Here is a 15,553-nt window from a genome sequence, read left to right as displayed (position 1 = left end):
AAGAGTCTATAAATTACTAGCTTTATTACTTAATATCTAAAAGGGAATGTTCAAAAAAGTGTGTCAAACCGCATTTTTAGTTCAACTCAATTTTCAATCTATCTGGAAAGAAAATATCAAGTTGAGACATAGTTAAAGCCCAATTAGGCAGAGCCATAGTCCATTTTTGCTCTACCTTCTTTATAGCACAATATACCTGTTTATACAAGGCATTTGTGCTGGTAAATGAGCCCTTGGTTTTAGTGAATTTTCTGATCTGTCTGTGCAGCCCCTCAATTGGATTTGTGGTGTAAATTAGCCTTCTAACTGGGCTAGAATACTTGAAATAACCAGATAAATTTTCCCAATTGTTCTGCCACGATTTTATAACTAAAGGATACTTTTCTCCCCATTTTTCTTCCAGCTCAAGTAAGTAATTTTCAGCAATTTCTTTACTTGTAGCACGATATATTTTTTTCAAATCATTCATGAAAACTTTCACATCTTTGCTGGATACATATTTTAGTGAATTTCTTATCTGATGCACTATACATAGCTGTACTTCTGCTTTAGGAAACGCACTATTTATAGCTGCAGGAAAGCTTTTTAGCCCATCTACACATGCAATCAGAATATCTTCTACTCCTCTTTCTTTGAGGTCATTTAGCACTCCCAACCAAAAGTTAGCTCCTTCACTTTCAGCCAAATAAAAGCCCAGGACTTCTTTTCTGCCATTTTGGTCTATGCCCAATATATTGTACATACATTTACTTACGCAATGTCCATTCTCTTTGACCTTAAAGAACATCCCATCCATAAATACTATCGGGTATACTGATTGCAGTGGACGACTACGCCATTCATTGATTATAGGCAGTAATTTGTCGGTAATACTTTATATCTCTGCCGCCGATATTTTGTGATCATAAATTTCCTCAACGTGTGACGCTATATCTCTATAGCTCATACCACTGGCAAATGTGCTCAAAATCTTCGTTTCAAGCTCTGGATGTAAGCTTGTTTGCCTTTTTTTGACTATTTGCGGCTCAAAACTTCCTTCTCTATCCCTTGGCGTCAAAAGTTCAAATGAACCGGCACTTGTCCGTAAAGTCTTTCCATTTCTCCCATTTCTTCGATTATTCTCTTCACTTTCAGCTAATAAGTGGTTTTCTATTTCACCTTCCAAACTTGCCTCCAGCAGCTTTTTTATAAATGGTGTTAATGCTCCCTCCCTTCCTGTCAACGGTCTTCCTTCTCGTATAGACGACAGGATATTTGTTTCCAACTCTTTATAATCTACCAATCCGTTAGTTCTGTTTACTACTTTCTGACTCATTGTCAAACCTCCATTTTTTTATATCAATTTATTACTTTTTTTTCGGTTTGACACACTTTTTTGAACATTCCCTTTTTGTTCATATCTTTTCTACTCTCATTTCCTACTCCATCAAATCCACAAAGCCTTCTATTTCCTATACTTTCTTCCTTCCTTAATCCAGAATTCGCGTTAATAGCGGTTTTTTCTTACTTATTTCATGTAATGCTTCTTCTCCCCCATTTTCATATAACTCCTTGAATCGATAAAATGTATCTCTTGAGTATCCCATCACTTTGCACGCTTGAGACACATTTCCTAATTGTTTTGCTAGCTCTAGTAATCCTAGTTTTGGTTTTAGTATTTTTGTTTGTATTGTACTCATTTCTAACACTCCTTATTTTTATTATTCTTAACTTACTTTTTTAAAGTGTCAGATCAAGTCCTATTTAATACAGTGTAGAAAGCACTTAGTTTTAATGTCGTTCATGGAAATTTCGACACTTCTTCAGTGGTTCATTTTCATTCGCCTTCCTATTTCATACATGACGCATAATTGCGCCTTTTCCATAACGCTCACTACCTTGACTCTTGACCAAAGCAGCTTATGGTAGTTTGAAGCCTGCTCTTGTAAACCGGCTCCGAGGGGCCCTCCCTCATCTATTGCGTAGCTTTTGCACTAGCTTGTTCTATACAAACATCCTTTGCATCTCTACGGCACACTTCCACACCTTTCACTTTCTCAAATTTGGTATTTGGCTTATACAGTGCAAAACCTATACACGCTAATCCAACAATCCCGCCAATTACCGCTATTACATGCATTTTCATAATATAGGATGCAACACTACCCACCAATAATACTACTCCAACACTACCAGCCAGGATTGCTCGTTTTTGCTGTATTGCTTTTGTTGATGGATTTTCTTCTTTGCCTCCAGCATCACTATTAAAACATTTTCGAAAAGGAAAGCTACCAGAAATATTGCGTCCTTGCACAGCAGTTTTTATTGAGGAGTTTTGGGCTTTTTTGGTGTTTTCAAATGTCAGTTGAAAGTCTTTGTTATCTTCATTGTCTAATAATGACCTATCTACTTTTATTAGTCTTCTTGTTGACATCGCTTTTTCTTCAGCATGTTCTATCATTGTTAGATTAACATTACCTATATATTCGTCGTCTAATAATACTGGATCTAATGGTATTAGTCTTCTTGTTGACACCATTTTTTCTTTAGGAAGAGGAACCTCGGTTTCAGCTCTCTCCTTGTTTTCAAATGTCAGTTGAAAGTCTTTGTTATCTTCATTGTCTAATAATGACCTATCTACTTTTATCAGTCTTCTTGTTGACATCACTTTTTCTTCAGCATGTTCTATCATTGTTAGATTAACATTACCTATATATTCGTCGTCTAATAATACTGGATCTAATGGTATTAGTCTTCTTGTTGACACCATTTTTTCTTTAGGAAGAGGAACCTCGGTTTCAGCTCTCTCCTTGTTTTCAAATATCAGTTGAAAATCTTCTTTATCTTTATTAATATCCTTATGTGATTGAGCGTCAGTTCCTATAGCTTTACTTTCCCGTGTTAAATTATCTCTTAATTCTCTATCAATTTTGATTAATTTTCTTTTATTCTTTATTTCTGTTAATGATTCTTCGTTCGCAGCGCCTCCTTTTCTAGATTTGCTATAAGAGCACGATTGTGTTTGATCACTTTTCACAATCTCAGTAAAAGTGGTTAAGGGAATACTGACCCCTTGTGTTTGATCTATAGCATCTTCTGTTGAAATATTTTGAGCGTCTTCACTGCTTGCAAACATAGGTTCATATATTTCAGAATCTTTACTGCCTTTGTTGGCATCTTCACATCTAGTAGATACTACCTCAGCATTATCACTTATATGCATATCATTTTTAACTTCTATATTTAGAATTTCTTCAAATTCCTTAAGAATCTTTGCACTTTCTTTGCAATTGTGTTTATTAGCATAGTCAAGTAGTGTATAGCTTATTTCTTGGCTTTCTGCTTTCTCTACTTTCACTTTCTGGTTGAGAATTTCTTTTAAAATACCATCCTTTTTAGAAGCTTCTAGAACTGTTCTAATAGCTTTACTATTTTCCTCTAATATGCAGGATACCAGTGCTGTGTAAGTTATTGTTAGACCATTTGGCAATTTTTGGATCAATTTCTCACTAAGAACATCCTGTAAGATTCCTTGATTTATTGCTTCTTGTAAAAGCATATGAAAAGCTTGATTATTGTTATAGAAAATAGATTGGCACAGTAGTGTCAGAGTCCCCTCCTTTTTCTCATCCTTGTAAATTATTTTTTCTGTCAGAAGTTTCCGTGTGTTGTAATTACGCTTCTTCAATTTTTCACTAATACTTTTACCCTCTTCTACCTTTTTGAATAGCTTAAAAAGCTTTTCTTTATCTTGATTTGTTAACCCGCTATTATCACTTGCCAACTCATATGTTATATTTTTCCTGTTTTCGATATTTTTGAACTGTAGCATTATATTTCTTCCTCTACAATATTTACTTCTATATACTTTTTTCATTAATAACTTATTAATTTCTCAATCAAGCACTACCCATAAAATTTCTTCAACTGCTCACTCCACAACATCGGTATTTCTCTTAAATTGTATTAAATAGGACTTGATCTGACACTTTAAAAAAGTAAGTTAAGAATAATAAAAATAAGGAGTGTTAGAAATGAGTACAATACAAACAAAAATACTAAAACCAAAACTAGGATTACTAACGCGAATTCTGGATTAAGGAAGGAAGAAAGTATAGGAAATAGAAGGCTTTTTGGATTTGATGGAATAGAAAATGAGAGTAGAAAAGATATGAACCAAAAAATTAACAGGGGATCTATGGCGAGTGTGTTCAATTTCTAACGTGAATTCTGGATTAAAGGAGAATAGAAGAGGCAAGAAAACAGGGTAAACTCAGCAGTGATAAAAAAATAGATGAGGTTACCCATGGAAGATATAACAAAACTGTTTTGTTTGGTCGATGATTTTTGCAGAGATATAGAGAAAAATTTTGCAGATAAACTACTGCCAAATGGTAAAAACCCCACAAGAACAACGGAAATTGAGCACTCCGAAATCATGACAATAATCCTGCTATATCAACAATCTCCGTGTAAAACTTTCTATCTACATTACCTAACGTTGCTCTACAAATCAGAGTTTCCAAAGTTACCTTCATATACCAGGTTTGTTGCTCTAAAGCCTAGGGTTTTGTGGCATTTAGCAATGTTGTTGCATTGGCTTTGTGGACAGTCAGAAAACACTGGAATTTCATATATAGACACAACTCCCATTGCAGTTTGTCATGCAAAAAGAATATCCAAAAACAAAGTTTTTGCTGGAATTGCAAAATTAAGCAAGAGCACTTACGGCTGGTTTTTTGGTTTCAAATTACATATGGTAATCAATGAAAATGTTGAAATTCATGCACTTACGCTAACAAAAGGCAATGTTGATGATAGGATACCTGTGCCAAATCTGACGGAAAAATTAATCGGTCTTTTGTTTGGTGACAAAGGTTATATTGCAAAAGAGCTTTTTCAGAAGCTGTTTGACCGAGGTTTGAAACTTGTTACCAACGTGAAAAAAGGAGACTGTTTTTGGTTACCTAAAAAATAGACTAGAAATTGAACACACTCGCCATAGATCCCCTGTTAATTTTTTGGTTCATATCTTTTCTACTCTCATTTCCTATTCCATCAAATCCACAAAGCCTTCTATTTCCTATACTTTCTTCCTTCCTTAATCCAGAATTCGCGTTTGAACAAAAAGATTTAGTGCACCATCAAGATCCTGAATGCTTGCACTTTGTACTTCAGCAGCAATTACAAGACCTACAGTATCTACAACGATGTGGCGCTTTCTACCCTTTACTTTCTTGCCAGCATCATATCCTCTGGATCCCCTTTTTGAGTAGTTTTTACTGATTGGCTATCTATTATTCCCACTGATGGAGTTTCATTCTTACCAATTATCTCTCTTACTTTTTTAACTAGAAAATCATGAATCTCTTGCCATATTCCACTTTTTTTCAATCGCTAATTACAACTATACACTGTTTTCCATGGTGGAAAATCTTTAGGCAGTTGTCTCCATTGACATCCTGTTCTCATCATATAGCGGATTGCGTTAATAATTGTTCTAATACTATGTTTTCTTGGTCTACCGGTCTTTTTAGGTTCAAAATATAGCTCTATTATCTTCCATTCTTTGTCACTTATATCGCTTGGGTACATTTAAAATATATCTTATAACACACTTCTTAACTCCTTTCTACTTAGTTTGAAGACAGGCTCTGAAGAAAGCTCAAATGAAAGATCGTGTTTTGCTAAAATCACAGAATGCAGTCTGGTTACATTACTCTAGCTATACGCAACAACTTTACTTTCAACAATTTTATTAGCAATAATACGACTTTCACAATCAATATTTATTATATCAGATAGTGAATTAATATCAGTGTAACTATCAAAACTTTCCATTGTTGATTCCACTACCTCTACTATTTTTAAAAAGCCAATTCGTGACTTCAAAAATTCATTAACAGCTATTTCATTTGCAGCATTGAGCACAATACTGTTTGTTTGTGGAGCAGAAGAGTTTAACACTGCCATGCTAAGCTTTAGCGCAGGAAAACGCTTATGGTCTGGTTCTTGAAAGGTCAAATTTCCTTGCTTTGTAAAATCTAATTTACGATTTAAAGCTGATCTTTCTGGCCAAGACAAAGCATATGAAATAGGAATTGCCATGTCAGTTTCTGCAAGCACAGCAAAGTTGAACCCATCCTTATAAGTTACAATTCCATGTACTATTGACTCAGGATGCACTATTGCTTCAATTTTATCCGGGCTGATGTTAAACAAGTTATGTGCTTCTATTATCTCTAGTGCCTTATTCATCATTGTTGCACTATCAACTGAGATTTTCCTTCCCATATTCCAAGTGGGGTGACTAAGCGCCTGATCTACCGTGACATTTCTTAATTGCTCAGAACTATAGTTTAAGAATGGTCCACCAGAAACAGTAAGTATGATCTTTTCTACGCATTTGTCGTCATTTTGCAAAACTTGAAAAATTGCGTTGTGTTCAGAGTCGATAGGGATTATTTGTACGTTTTTTTCTTTAGCTTTTTTGAGTAATAACTTTCCACCGCAAACAATGCTTTCTTTGTTTGCTAGTGCAATGACTTTAGTACCGCTTTCTATGATGTGCATAACTGGTTCAAGGCCTGCAATGCCAATTATTGCAACAACTGAGAGATCAACAGGTATGGTAGCAATATTTGTAGCGCCAATTGCTATTTTTACGTCTGTACCAAGTAGGTTTTCTCTTAAATCTTCGTAAAACCTTTCATCGGAGATAGCAACGTATTTTGCATTCAGCAGTTTTGCTTGGTGTGCCAGTAGAGCAAAGTCTGAATGGGCACTTAGTGCTTCCACTTGGTATTCTTCTTTTCTCCTTGAGAGCAAATCTACAGTCTTTTTTCCAACACTTCCTGTTGATCCTAAAACTGCAACCTTTTTCACTAAGACAAACTCATAACAATAGCAACCTTTCTTATTAGGCCTTCTCGCATACTATTCAGCAGTTTTTAAGCGTTTAACCAAGTTCATGCCCGTGGTCATCGCCAACAGATGGTGAAGGATCAGGTGAAAAAGATTGACCATGATGATCACCTGCATCATGCATGTCTTGCAAACCATCAGCATTATGAGCCATTTCATTATTGGCATGAGGGTAATCATCTGAGTGAGGTCCCTCATCACCATGAGCCATATCCATTCCTTCTGATGGCATATCTCCCCCACCTCCGCCTGAAAAATGTTCTCCAAGGCTTTCAAGAAATTTTATGCCAAACATATTACCTGATTTTCCAAACAGTGTTACTAAACTACTGCCACTTACCAAACTTTCAAACACGTTACTATAAGCAGCAATTGCTCCTTCATGAAAGTTGAACAACCATTTCATTCCATCCACGACTGTTGAAACAGAGTCACTATGACCAAGACCAAAACCACTTTTCTCACCAGCGGCTTCTTGGTGTTGCTGCTGCGCTTGCCATTCTGCAATATTTGGACCTTGAGCTTCACTCATAAATTTTTACTCTCAACCTTAAGCTATTATTTTATCACAAATATTGCAAAATATCAATAGAGCTTTTGAATATAGCTAATACAAACAATTTCTGTCATCCTATATATAGCTAAACTGACTTAGATTTACCGACAATTTGAAAAACTATCATTTTCCAGATGACAGATTTTAACAAAAGCGTTGTGGTAAAGCATCAAGGCGCCGAATGCCAAAAGTTTTAAAATAAATCCCTAAACCTGCCTAGCAGCTTATTTGTTCAGTTAATGAGCTTTTAATTATATTTGTCTTAGAGCCTGTCTTCAAACTAAGTAGAAAGGAGTTAAGAAGTGTGTTATAAGATATATTTTAAATGTACCCAAGCGATATAAGTGACAAAGAATGGAAGATAATAGAGCTATATTTTGAACCTAAAAAGACCGGTAGACCAAGAAAACATAGTATTAGAACAATTATTAACGCAATCCGCTATATGATGAGAACAGGATGTCAATGGAGACAACTGCCTAAAGATTTTCCACCATGGAAAACAGTGTATAGTTGTAATTAGCGATTGAAAAAAAGTGGAATATGGCAAGAGATTCATGATTTTCTAGTTAAAAAAGTAAGAGAGATAATTGGTAAGAATGAAACTCCATCAGTGGGAATAATAGATAGCCAATCAGTAAAAACTACTCAAAAAGGGGATCCAGAGGATATGATGCTGGCAAGAAAGTAAAGGGTAGAAAGCGCCACATCGTTGTATAGCCAACCGAAGTAAGATTTCCCCGAGAGCTGAAAGACAAAATCAATAGCCGAATTAATATTGGGCCAAAAGCTTGGCAGCACTTTTCTTATGGCATGCTTAATGGCAAACCAGAACTTCTCAATCGGATTTAAATCCGGTGAGTATGGCGGCAAGAACAAAATTTTACACCCAACATTTTCTATCAAATTTTTCGTTCTTGCAGATTTATGAAAGCTTGCATTATCGAGAACAATAGTCTGTCCAGGTTTTAATATAGGAACAAGTATATTTTCTACATAAGCATCAAAAATCTCGCTGTTGCAGTAGCCCTCAATTACCCAGGAAGCTTTAACTTTTCCCTCATTTAGTGCTCCTATTATGCTTACCCTCTTTCTTTTAAACCCTGGTTTATCGGCAAATAACCTCTTGCCTTTTTGAGACCACCCATATTCATAAAATCTGTTGTCTTCTACTCCAGAGTCATCTATGAATATCAAGTTTTCTTTTTCTATTCCTTCTATTTTTTTTATGAACTCCTTGCGTTTCTCTTCATTCCTTTCCTGATAAAGAAAAGTTTTTTTTATATGTATAGTTTACTTTTTTAAGATAATTGTAGACTGTGCCTTTGCACATGTTGCCAAATTTTTCAATTATTTTTTCAACCGTAATATCTCGGTTTTCATCCAGAAATTTGACAAAGCCATCTAAGTATTTAATTTTATGACTATGTCCCTTTTGGTAGCCTGAAGACGGTTTTATACTTCCTGTTTCTTCTCTTCTTTTCCTCCACCAGTATATAGTTTTTCTATCAATTTTGAACATCTTGCTTACTTCTTCCATAGTCATTTTTTTCTCGTCAACCACTTTTAAAACTCGTTCCCTCAGGTCCTCACTATATGGCTTTGCCATCATTCTACCTTAATTAAAGCAGTATTATACCTTTTTACACTCCTTTGAGGAAACCTTATTTCGGTTAGCTATATCAAGCAGCGGGATGACGGTTGTCACGGTGTCATGAAAGTAGCTGACACTGGTTTCCATCCAAGAGGGTATCATCCGAGTAGCTTGACTACTTGAATCCAGAAAACTTAACTGTTAAATAAGTGGCTGCATAATAAAGACTAGATTTCAGCGTCACGCGCTGGAATAAAACCATTTTCGTTCTCTTAAATTGCTTTAGCTACAAACATTAAGAAATTTACTAAGCGGAAAAAAAGGCAAAAGAAGCCCCGTGGTGCGAGTTTTGACTCTATATTACTGTAAGTGGCGCTGTAATAATGTGCTGACGCTTAGTTTAAGCGCGATTTAGCTGAATGTAGAAAAAATTTAAAAGACATGCAGCCGCTATAATTTTATGTAATCCGCCAAAAAATACCCTAAGTTTTTTACTGAATTTTGTCATTGAGCCTGCAGGTCAAAAACAAGTTTTGAGTCATAAATACCCTTAATACTACAATAAGGGAGCTGGCAAAGCTTGTCAAGCAACTTTTTCCGTTTCTACCAGCTACTTGGATGACACCACATAAATTAATAAATAGGAAAATTACTACAAATCTTTTCAACTTTAGTTTTTACTGCTTTTTCGACACTTGAGCTATTTCCGCTGATTAATCCCTGAACCACTTCATTTACTAGGCTGGCTATCTCTTTAAAATTTTCTGCCTCAAGTCCGCTTGTTGTCTCAGCAGCGGTGCCAAAACGTAGCCCTGAAGTGATGGTTGGCTTTTCTGTATCAAATGGTACAGAGTTTTTATTGCAGGTAATGCCAGCCCTCTCAAGGCTATCTACAACGTCTTTTCCAGTTAATTTCTGCGATCTTAAGTCAACTAGCACTATATGAGAGTCAGTGCCACCGGTTATAATGTCGAGTCCATGCTTTTGCAATTCTTGAGCTAGTACTTTCGCATTTTCCACGATTTTCTTGCTATAAGTTTTAAACTCTGGCGCTAATGCTTCTTTAAATGCAACAGCTTTTGCAGCTATCACATGCATAAGTGGCCCGCCCTGCAATCCTGGAAAAACTGCAGATTGAATTTTTTTGTGTAGTGCTTCATTATTGGTCATCACTATTCCACCACGAGGACCACGCAAAGTTTTGTGAGTTGTGGAAGTCATAACATGTGCATATTCAGCAGGAGACGGATATTCACCTGCTGCAATAAGTCCCGCATAGTGAGCAATGTCCGCAAGCAAATAAGCACCAACTTTATCTGCAATTTTGCGAAAACGTTTGAAGTCCATTTTCCTTGGATAAGCAGAAGCGCCAGCTATGATCAATTTTGGCTTATGTTTGAGTGCCAGCCTTTCTATCTCATCCATATCCAGCAAGTAAGTGTCTTTATTCACTGTATATTGAATTGACTTAAACCATTTACCAGAAAGGCTTGGTGCCGCACCATGAGTTAGATGTCCACCGCAACTCAGTGATAATCCAAGTATTGTATCGCCTGGAGTAAGCAGTGAAGCAAATACCGCCTGGTTTGCCTGAGAACCAGAATGAGGTTGAACGTTTGCAAATTTAACACCGAACAGCTTACAAAGTCTTTCTATAGCTAGACTTTCAACTTTGTCCACATGCTCACAACCACAGTAATACCTTTTGCCTGGATAGCCTTCTGCATATTTATTAGTCAGAAAAGAGCCTTGTGCTTCCATTACTGCTTTACTTGCAAAATTCTCTGATGCAATTAATTGCAATTGTGACTTTTGACGTTGTAACTCTTTTTCTATAAACTGATAAACCTCGTTATCAAAAGACTTTAAACTATTTTTAGAGCCACAGATTTTTTTTAAAACACTTATCATAGATCAAACCTCGCTTTAATTTTAAGATGCACAAGCAATTTTAAGACTACTTATCCTGCTTTTTTAACCATAAGAGCCCAAAAACAGCTATTAGCAAACATACAGGAATAATAGATGTTGCTTTTATCAGCAATTCAGCACTATACACAGGATTTCCTTGTATTACTGTTCTATCCCAACACAAATTTATTATTTTTGCGATTCCAGTGTGAAAAAAATAGCCAAAACCCATGACTATCATGTTTGACACAGATGTAGCTAAGCCTACTAAGTTATTATTTACATAACTTAGTGCTTTATAAATTGTAACTACTTGATATCCAGATGCAAATCCGATAATAAAAAGCGTAGGTAATACAAAATACAAGCCACCAATCTGAGTAAAAAGTAATAGAAAACCGGCGATCATTGCAAATGAGCATGAAGTTATTACTTCATAATGCTTATTTTTATACTTTTCCAATAAATAAGCCAAAGAGAATGATCCTGTTAACATTCCTATCAATATTACGGAAGAGAGAGAAGACGCCAAGTCTTCATTCATTTCATATACTTCAAAAAAGAATGCTTTCGCCCAACCATCGGCAAAACCTTGCATTGGACCGACCATGAGTCCACCAAAAAAGCTAATTAGAATAATATGCTTGTTGAGAAGTATGTTTTTTAAGTCTCTAATGCTAACTTTTTCCTGCTGAGCATTGCTTTCAGGCGTTACTAAGAACATTAACAGAGCAAGTAAACACCCGAATGCTGAGAAGGTATAGATAACATAATTCCAGCCAAATTTATTGAGTAAGAAGTCTAACGGTAATCCGCCACATATCCCCCCCAAAGTTCCTATAATTATGGATAAACTAGCCATTCTTGCTGATTTTTCTTGCGCAAAATACATGCTTGCAACTTTAAAAAGCCCAATTGCTGAAGCGGATGACCCAATTCCAACGACTATTCTGCCAAGTATTGAATAATACCACTCATCAAAACATATAAGCGGTAATGTTCCGGTAAATGTTAAAACAATACAAGCAGGCAAAACAAATTTTGGCCCAAATCTATCAAGGAAAAGACCAACAGGTATATGAGCTAGCGTATAGCCTACATAGTATAACCCACCAAACTGGCCAACATCTGTAATACTTATGTTAAATTTTGTTATCAATCCAGGCGCAATTATGTTTGGAATTACGCGTAATATATATTGGTACGCATAAAACAGTGACACCAACAACCAGATTAAAAAATTCCTCTGCAACATGAATCTCAGCTAAAATTTAGGATTATAGATACTTTAGTTATAAAAAACAAAATAAATATTTATCAAAGTTTAATAAATATTTATTTCGATCTATTGAAATTTAATATAGATAACTAGTGTAAGCAACTATACATATTAACTAAATCTTCTAGATCCCAGATTGGTATGGCAGAGGGTAATGTAAAAAGTCTATTTTACTTTTGCAATTTTTAAAAGAGACTTTTTATTTTACTTACAATTTTTTCTACCATATCTACAACTGGCTCATGAATAAGGTATATGAAAAAAATTACACCACAAATGATAAGTATATTTATGATTTTACCTTTATTCATCTTTATCTTGAGCTTCACTTTTTTTACAAGATCCATTTTATTTATGTTTTTATTTCATGTTGACAATTATATCTTAAATATCATAATTTTCAGTAAAATTTGACTTCAGAAGTACCCTATTAACTCAATATTAACCTTTCTACATGTAAAATAGTTAATATAACATTGAGGTAGGTTGATGAACATAAGCACAATAGACAACACACTGCAAAATTACATAACAAAATACATTGAACAAACATTCGCTACACAAGTGCTAGGCAATAGATACGACAAATTTTATAGGAAACTTCTAAGTGGTATAGAAGAGATAATAAAACTCACTATAAACGAAGCAAAACATTATGACAAAAGTTTGGAAAATCTATATAACGATTCAAGATTTAATAAGAAATTTATTCAAGCTGTTGCTAAACATCAGGTGTCGGAATTTTTAAATACTCACCCGAAAAGAAAAGAAATTGTTGCAGAATTTTACAATGAACATCACATTAACGAAAGTGATTTAAAGACTCTGGAGAAAGGGAAAGATTTAGTAAATAAAATAAATAACATTAACTTACTGCAACGAAATGAAAAAAATGAGGAATTCAATATTAGAAAGACACTTGTTCACTCAATAAAAACGCCTTCCATAGAAAAATACAAGTTAGAACATTCAAGATAACCTTAGTGAATATTTTTGACGCGGTGAAATGGGTAATTTATGGATAGTCTATTTCATTTTAACTCCTGGCACGCTTTAGTAATACTATCACATCCAATTTCTAATTGTTCCTGAGAGGTTGCATAAGAAATTCTGATAAAATTTTCTAGACCAAACGCAATTCCTGGAACCACAGCAACTAAATGATCCTCTAGCAGGTATTCAGTGAAATCGAGATCATTATTTATTACTTTACCACTTTTTGTACTCTTACTGAGCAATCCTTCACACGAGACAAATAAATAAAATGCGCCTTGCGGAATGGATGCTGATAATCCCGGAGCAGAATTTAGCTTTTTCACCATAAAATCTCTGCGACTCTTAAAAATCCTTGTTCTTTCTTTCAAAAAACTATGGTCACCGTTTAATGCTGCTGCTGCTGCTGCTTGTGCTATCGAATTTGGGTTAGAAGTGCTCTGAGACTGCAGCGTAGAGATAGCTTTTACTACATCACTTCTACCTGCAATATACCCTATTCTCCAGCCTGTCATTGCATAGGCTTTTGACACTCCATTGACTACAAAAACTCTGTTGTAAAGCTTTGGCTCAACCTGAGTGATAGTAAAAAACTTTTCGTCGTATATTATATACTCATAAATATCATCTGTAACGACATTCACATGTGGATATTCAAGCAATATTTGTGCTATGTCTTTCAATTCATCATATGTGTACACAACTCCTGCAGGATTGTTCGGTGAGTTAAGAATTAACCATTTAGTTTTTTTAGTTATCCTGCTTTTCAATAATTCCGCTGTCAGTTTAAAATTTTGTTTGCATTCCACTACAACTGGTAAGCCCCCAAAAAGATTTACCATATCAACATATGAAACCCAATAAGGAGCTGGAATAATAACTTCATCTCCAGAGTTAATTGTTGCCATAAACAAATTGAATAACACCTGCTTAGCGCCAGTACCAACACAGATTTGGTTAAACGTGTACTCGAGGTTATTATCCCTTCTTAACTTATTAATTATTGCTTCTTTCAGCTCACGCGTTCCATCAACAGCAGTATACTTAGTTTTACCTTCACTTATTGCTTGAATAGCTGCTTTTTTTATATGATCTGGAGTATCAAAATCAGGTTCTCCTGCAGCTAAAACACAGATCTTTTTTCCTTCATTTTTCAACTTATTTGCCTTATCAGTTACAGCAATCGTAGGTGATGGTTTTATTAGGGACATTCTTTTTGCAAGGTCTGACATATCTTACTGAAGCTAAATTTAAATGATAAACCCTGTACAGCAAAAAAGCTAGGAATTTTGTGTATTGTATTAGTAGCTTTTTACCAAATTCACCAACGCAGTGATATTTTCAACTGGAGTATCAGGGAGTACTCCATGTCCGAGATTAAATATGAAGGGTGAATCTCTAAAGCAATCTATTATAAGTTTTGCTTCTTTTATTGCTTCCGTTTTATTATAGGCTAAAAGATTAGGATCAAGATTTCCTTGTAGAGGGATTTTTAGATTCGCTTTCGCCCATTCTATTGGAACATTATAATCTATACTTACTGCAGATACACCTGTTTGTTCGCAGTAATCCTTATAAAGATTTCCAGCAGACCTTGGAAATCCTATTATTGGAAAATTGGAAAATCTATCCTTTATTGCCAAGGTAATTCTCTTTGTCGGTTCGATAACATATTCTTTAAACAATGGTTCCGATAATGCACCAGCATTACTGTCAAATAGCTGAATAACATCTGCTCCAAATTCTATCTGTTTAATTAGATAAATAATCGTTGCTTCCGTTATTCGTTCAATTATTTCCTTCAAATACGAAGGGTAAAAATTTAATACTTTGGAAAAAGTTTTGCTGCTTCCACCTTCTATGATATATGAAGCTACTGTCCATGGGCCGCCAGCAAATCCTATAAGAGGCTTTTTTTTTGATAGCTGACTTCTGACTTTCTTTATAGCGTTTAGAATTGGTAAAATTTTAGCTTCAATGTCTTGTGGGCTTTTCAATTCTTTAGGATTCTTTATAGGTTTTATTCTCGGGCCCACATTGCGCAGGAAATTCACGTCACAACCTAAAACATCAGCTATTATTAAAATGTCTGAAAAAATTATCGCCGCATCCACGTCAAATCTTGTCACTGGCTGTAACGTCAATTCTGTCACTAAATCTGTGTTGTAGCATATCTCCATAAAATTATTCATATTTTCCACTGCTTTGCGGTACTCAGGAAGAGACCTGCCAGCCTGACGCATTAGCCAAATAGGCACTCTTTCACCTGGCTCATTTTGTTTGATAACTTCTACTATTGTTATTTTGCTGCTTTCCA

The 15,553-nt window shown here is 35.2% G+C and carries 14 protein-coding genes and 5 pseudogenes; 4 read left to right on the top strand and 15 right to left on the bottom strand.

What is annotated here, in order from left to right; all coding sequences use genetic code 11:
• Positions 1-76 precede the first annotated feature (76 nt).
• The 4 genes and pseudogenes from ACFELZ_RS00095 to ACFELZ_RS00080 form a co-directional block, all read right to left on the bottom strand.
• Positions 77-1,315 (bottom strand): annotated as a pseudogene (locus tag ACFELZ_RS00095) (IS256 family transposase).
• A 172-nt stretch (positions 1,316-1,487) separates the two neighbouring features.
• Positions 1,488-1,679, bottom strand: a pseudogene (locus tag ACFELZ_RS00090) (helix-turn-helix domain-containing protein); the annotation flags it as partial.
• A gap of 275 nt (positions 1,680-1,954) precedes the next feature.
• Positions 1,955-3,856, bottom strand: coding sequence for a hypothetical protein (locus ACFELZ_RS00085; protein WP_375316234.1), 1,902 nt, complete (start codon positions 3,854-3,856; stop codon positions 1,955-1,957).
• A 219-nt stretch (positions 3,857-4,075) separates the two neighbouring features.
• Positions 4,076-4,198 (bottom strand): annotated as a pseudogene (locus ACFELZ_RS00080) (IS982 family transposase); the annotation flags it as partial.
• An 87-nt stretch (positions 4,199-4,285) separates the two neighbouring features.
• Between ACFELZ_RS00080 and ACFELZ_RS00075 the strand changes: the two are divergent.
• A pseudogene (locus ACFELZ_RS00075) lies at positions 4,286-5,084 on the top strand (IS982 family transposase).
• Here the strand turns inward: ACFELZ_RS00075 and ACFELZ_RS00070 are convergent.
• The 5 genes from ACFELZ_RS00070 to ACFELZ_RS00050 all read right to left on the bottom strand — a co-directional run bounded on the left by ACFELZ_RS00070 (position 5,081) and on the right by ACFELZ_RS00050 (position 7,435).
• Complete coding sequence (locus tag ACFELZ_RS00070) at positions 5,081-5,191, bottom strand: hypothetical protein (RefSeq protein ID WP_375316721.1); 111 nt, start codon at positions 5,189-5,191, stop codon at positions 5,081-5,083. The pseudogene ACFELZ_RS00075 and the gene ACFELZ_RS00070 overlap by 4 nt on opposite strands.
• 17 nt (positions 5,192-5,208) lie before the next feature.
• Positions 5,209-5,373, bottom strand: coding sequence for a hypothetical protein (locus tag ACFELZ_RS00065; RefSeq protein ID WP_375315781.1), 165 nt, complete (start codon positions 5,371-5,373; stop codon positions 5,209-5,211).
• A 3-nt stretch (positions 5,374-5,376) separates the two neighbouring features.
• Positions 5,377-5,574: a transposase gene (locus ACFELZ_RS00060; RefSeq protein WP_375315805.1), complete on the bottom strand. Its 198-nt coding sequence runs from the start codon at positions 5,572-5,574 to the stop codon at positions 5,377-5,379.
• Between the two features lie 126 nt (positions 5,575-5,700).
• A complete protein-coding gene (gene dxr / locus ACFELZ_RS00055; RefSeq protein WP_375316233.1) occupies positions 5,701-6,864 on the bottom strand; it encodes a 1-deoxy-D-xylulose-5-phosphate reductoisomerase in 1,164 nt (387 codons plus the stop codon).
• 73 nt (positions 6,865-6,937) lie between these two features.
• Complete coding sequence (locus ACFELZ_RS00050; RefSeq protein WP_375316232.1) at positions 6,938-7,435, bottom strand: hypothetical protein; 498 nt, start codon at positions 7,433-7,435, stop codon at positions 6,938-6,940.
• A 349-nt stretch (positions 7,436-7,784) separates the two neighbouring features.
• Between ACFELZ_RS00050 and ACFELZ_RS00045 the strand changes: the two genes are divergently transcribed.
• On the top strand, positions 7,785-7,982 hold the full coding sequence (locus ACFELZ_RS00045; RefSeq protein ID WP_375315805.1) for a transposase: 198 nt from the start codon (positions 7,785-7,787) through the stop codon (positions 7,980-7,982).
• Between the two features lie 3 nt (positions 7,983-7,985).
• Complete coding sequence (locus tag ACFELZ_RS00040) at positions 7,986-8,150, top strand: hypothetical protein (RefSeq protein WP_375315781.1); 165 nt, start codon at positions 7,986-7,988, stop codon at positions 8,148-8,150.
• Here ACFELZ_RS00040 and ACFELZ_RS00035 read toward each other — a convergent pair.
• From ACFELZ_RS00035 to ACFELZ_RS00020, 4 genes are all read right to left on the bottom strand, one after another.
• On the bottom strand, positions 8,108-8,689 hold the full coding sequence (locus tag ACFELZ_RS00035) for an IS630 family transposase (RefSeq protein ID WP_375316720.1): 582 nt from the start codon (positions 8,687-8,689) through the stop codon (positions 8,108-8,110). The two genes, ACFELZ_RS00040 and ACFELZ_RS00035, sit on opposite strands and share 43 nt — an antisense overlap.
• A gap of 19 nt (positions 8,690-8,708) precedes the next feature.
• Entirely contained in the window at positions 8,709-9,071 is a 363-nt protein-coding gene (locus ACFELZ_RS00030) for a helix-turn-helix domain-containing protein (protein WP_375315796.1), read from the bottom strand.
• Between the two features lie 615 nt (positions 9,072-9,686).
• On the bottom strand, positions 9,687-10,964 hold the full coding sequence (gene glyA / locus ACFELZ_RS00025; protein WP_375316231.1) for a serine hydroxymethyltransferase: 1,278 nt from the start codon (positions 10,962-10,964) through the stop codon (positions 9,687-9,689).
• A 46-nt stretch (positions 10,965-11,010) separates the two neighbouring features.
• Positions 11,011-12,219, bottom strand: coding sequence for an MFS transporter (locus ACFELZ_RS00020; protein ID WP_375316230.1), 1,209 nt, complete (start codon positions 12,217-12,219; stop codon positions 11,011-11,013).
• Positions 12,220-12,732: 513 nt separating this feature from the next.
• Between ACFELZ_RS00020 and ACFELZ_RS00015 the strand changes: the two genes are divergently transcribed.
• The gene (locus ACFELZ_RS00015; protein ID WP_375316229.1) at positions 12,733-13,221 is read left to right on the top strand and encodes a hypothetical protein; all 489 of its coding nucleotides are present in this window, start codon (positions 12,733-12,735) and stop codon (positions 13,219-13,221) included.
• Between the two features lie 53 nt (positions 13,222-13,274).
• Here ACFELZ_RS00015 and ACFELZ_RS00010 read toward each other — a convergent pair whose 3' ends face one another.
• Both ACFELZ_RS00010 and hemE read right to left on the bottom strand, forming a co-directional pair.
• Entirely contained in the window at positions 13,275-14,468 is a 1,194-nt protein-coding gene (locus tag ACFELZ_RS00010) for a pyridoxal phosphate-dependent aminotransferase (protein WP_375316228.1), read from the bottom strand.
• Positions 14,469-14,560: 92 nt separating this feature from the next.
• Positions 14,561-15,511 (bottom strand): annotated as a pseudogene (gene hemE, locus ACFELZ_RS00005) (uroporphyrinogen decarboxylase); the annotation flags it as partial.
• Between the last annotated feature and the right edge of the window lie 42 nt (positions 15,512-15,553).

The sequence above is a fragment of the Wolbachia endosymbiont (group A) of Colletes cunicularius genome, assembly GCF_964264715.1.
Taxonomy (GTDB): domain Bacteria; phylum Pseudomonadota; class Alphaproteobacteria; order Rickettsiales; family Anaplasmataceae; genus Wolbachia.
Note: the sequence above shows the minus strand (reverse complement) of the source record. Positions and strands in the feature narration are given on the sequence as shown.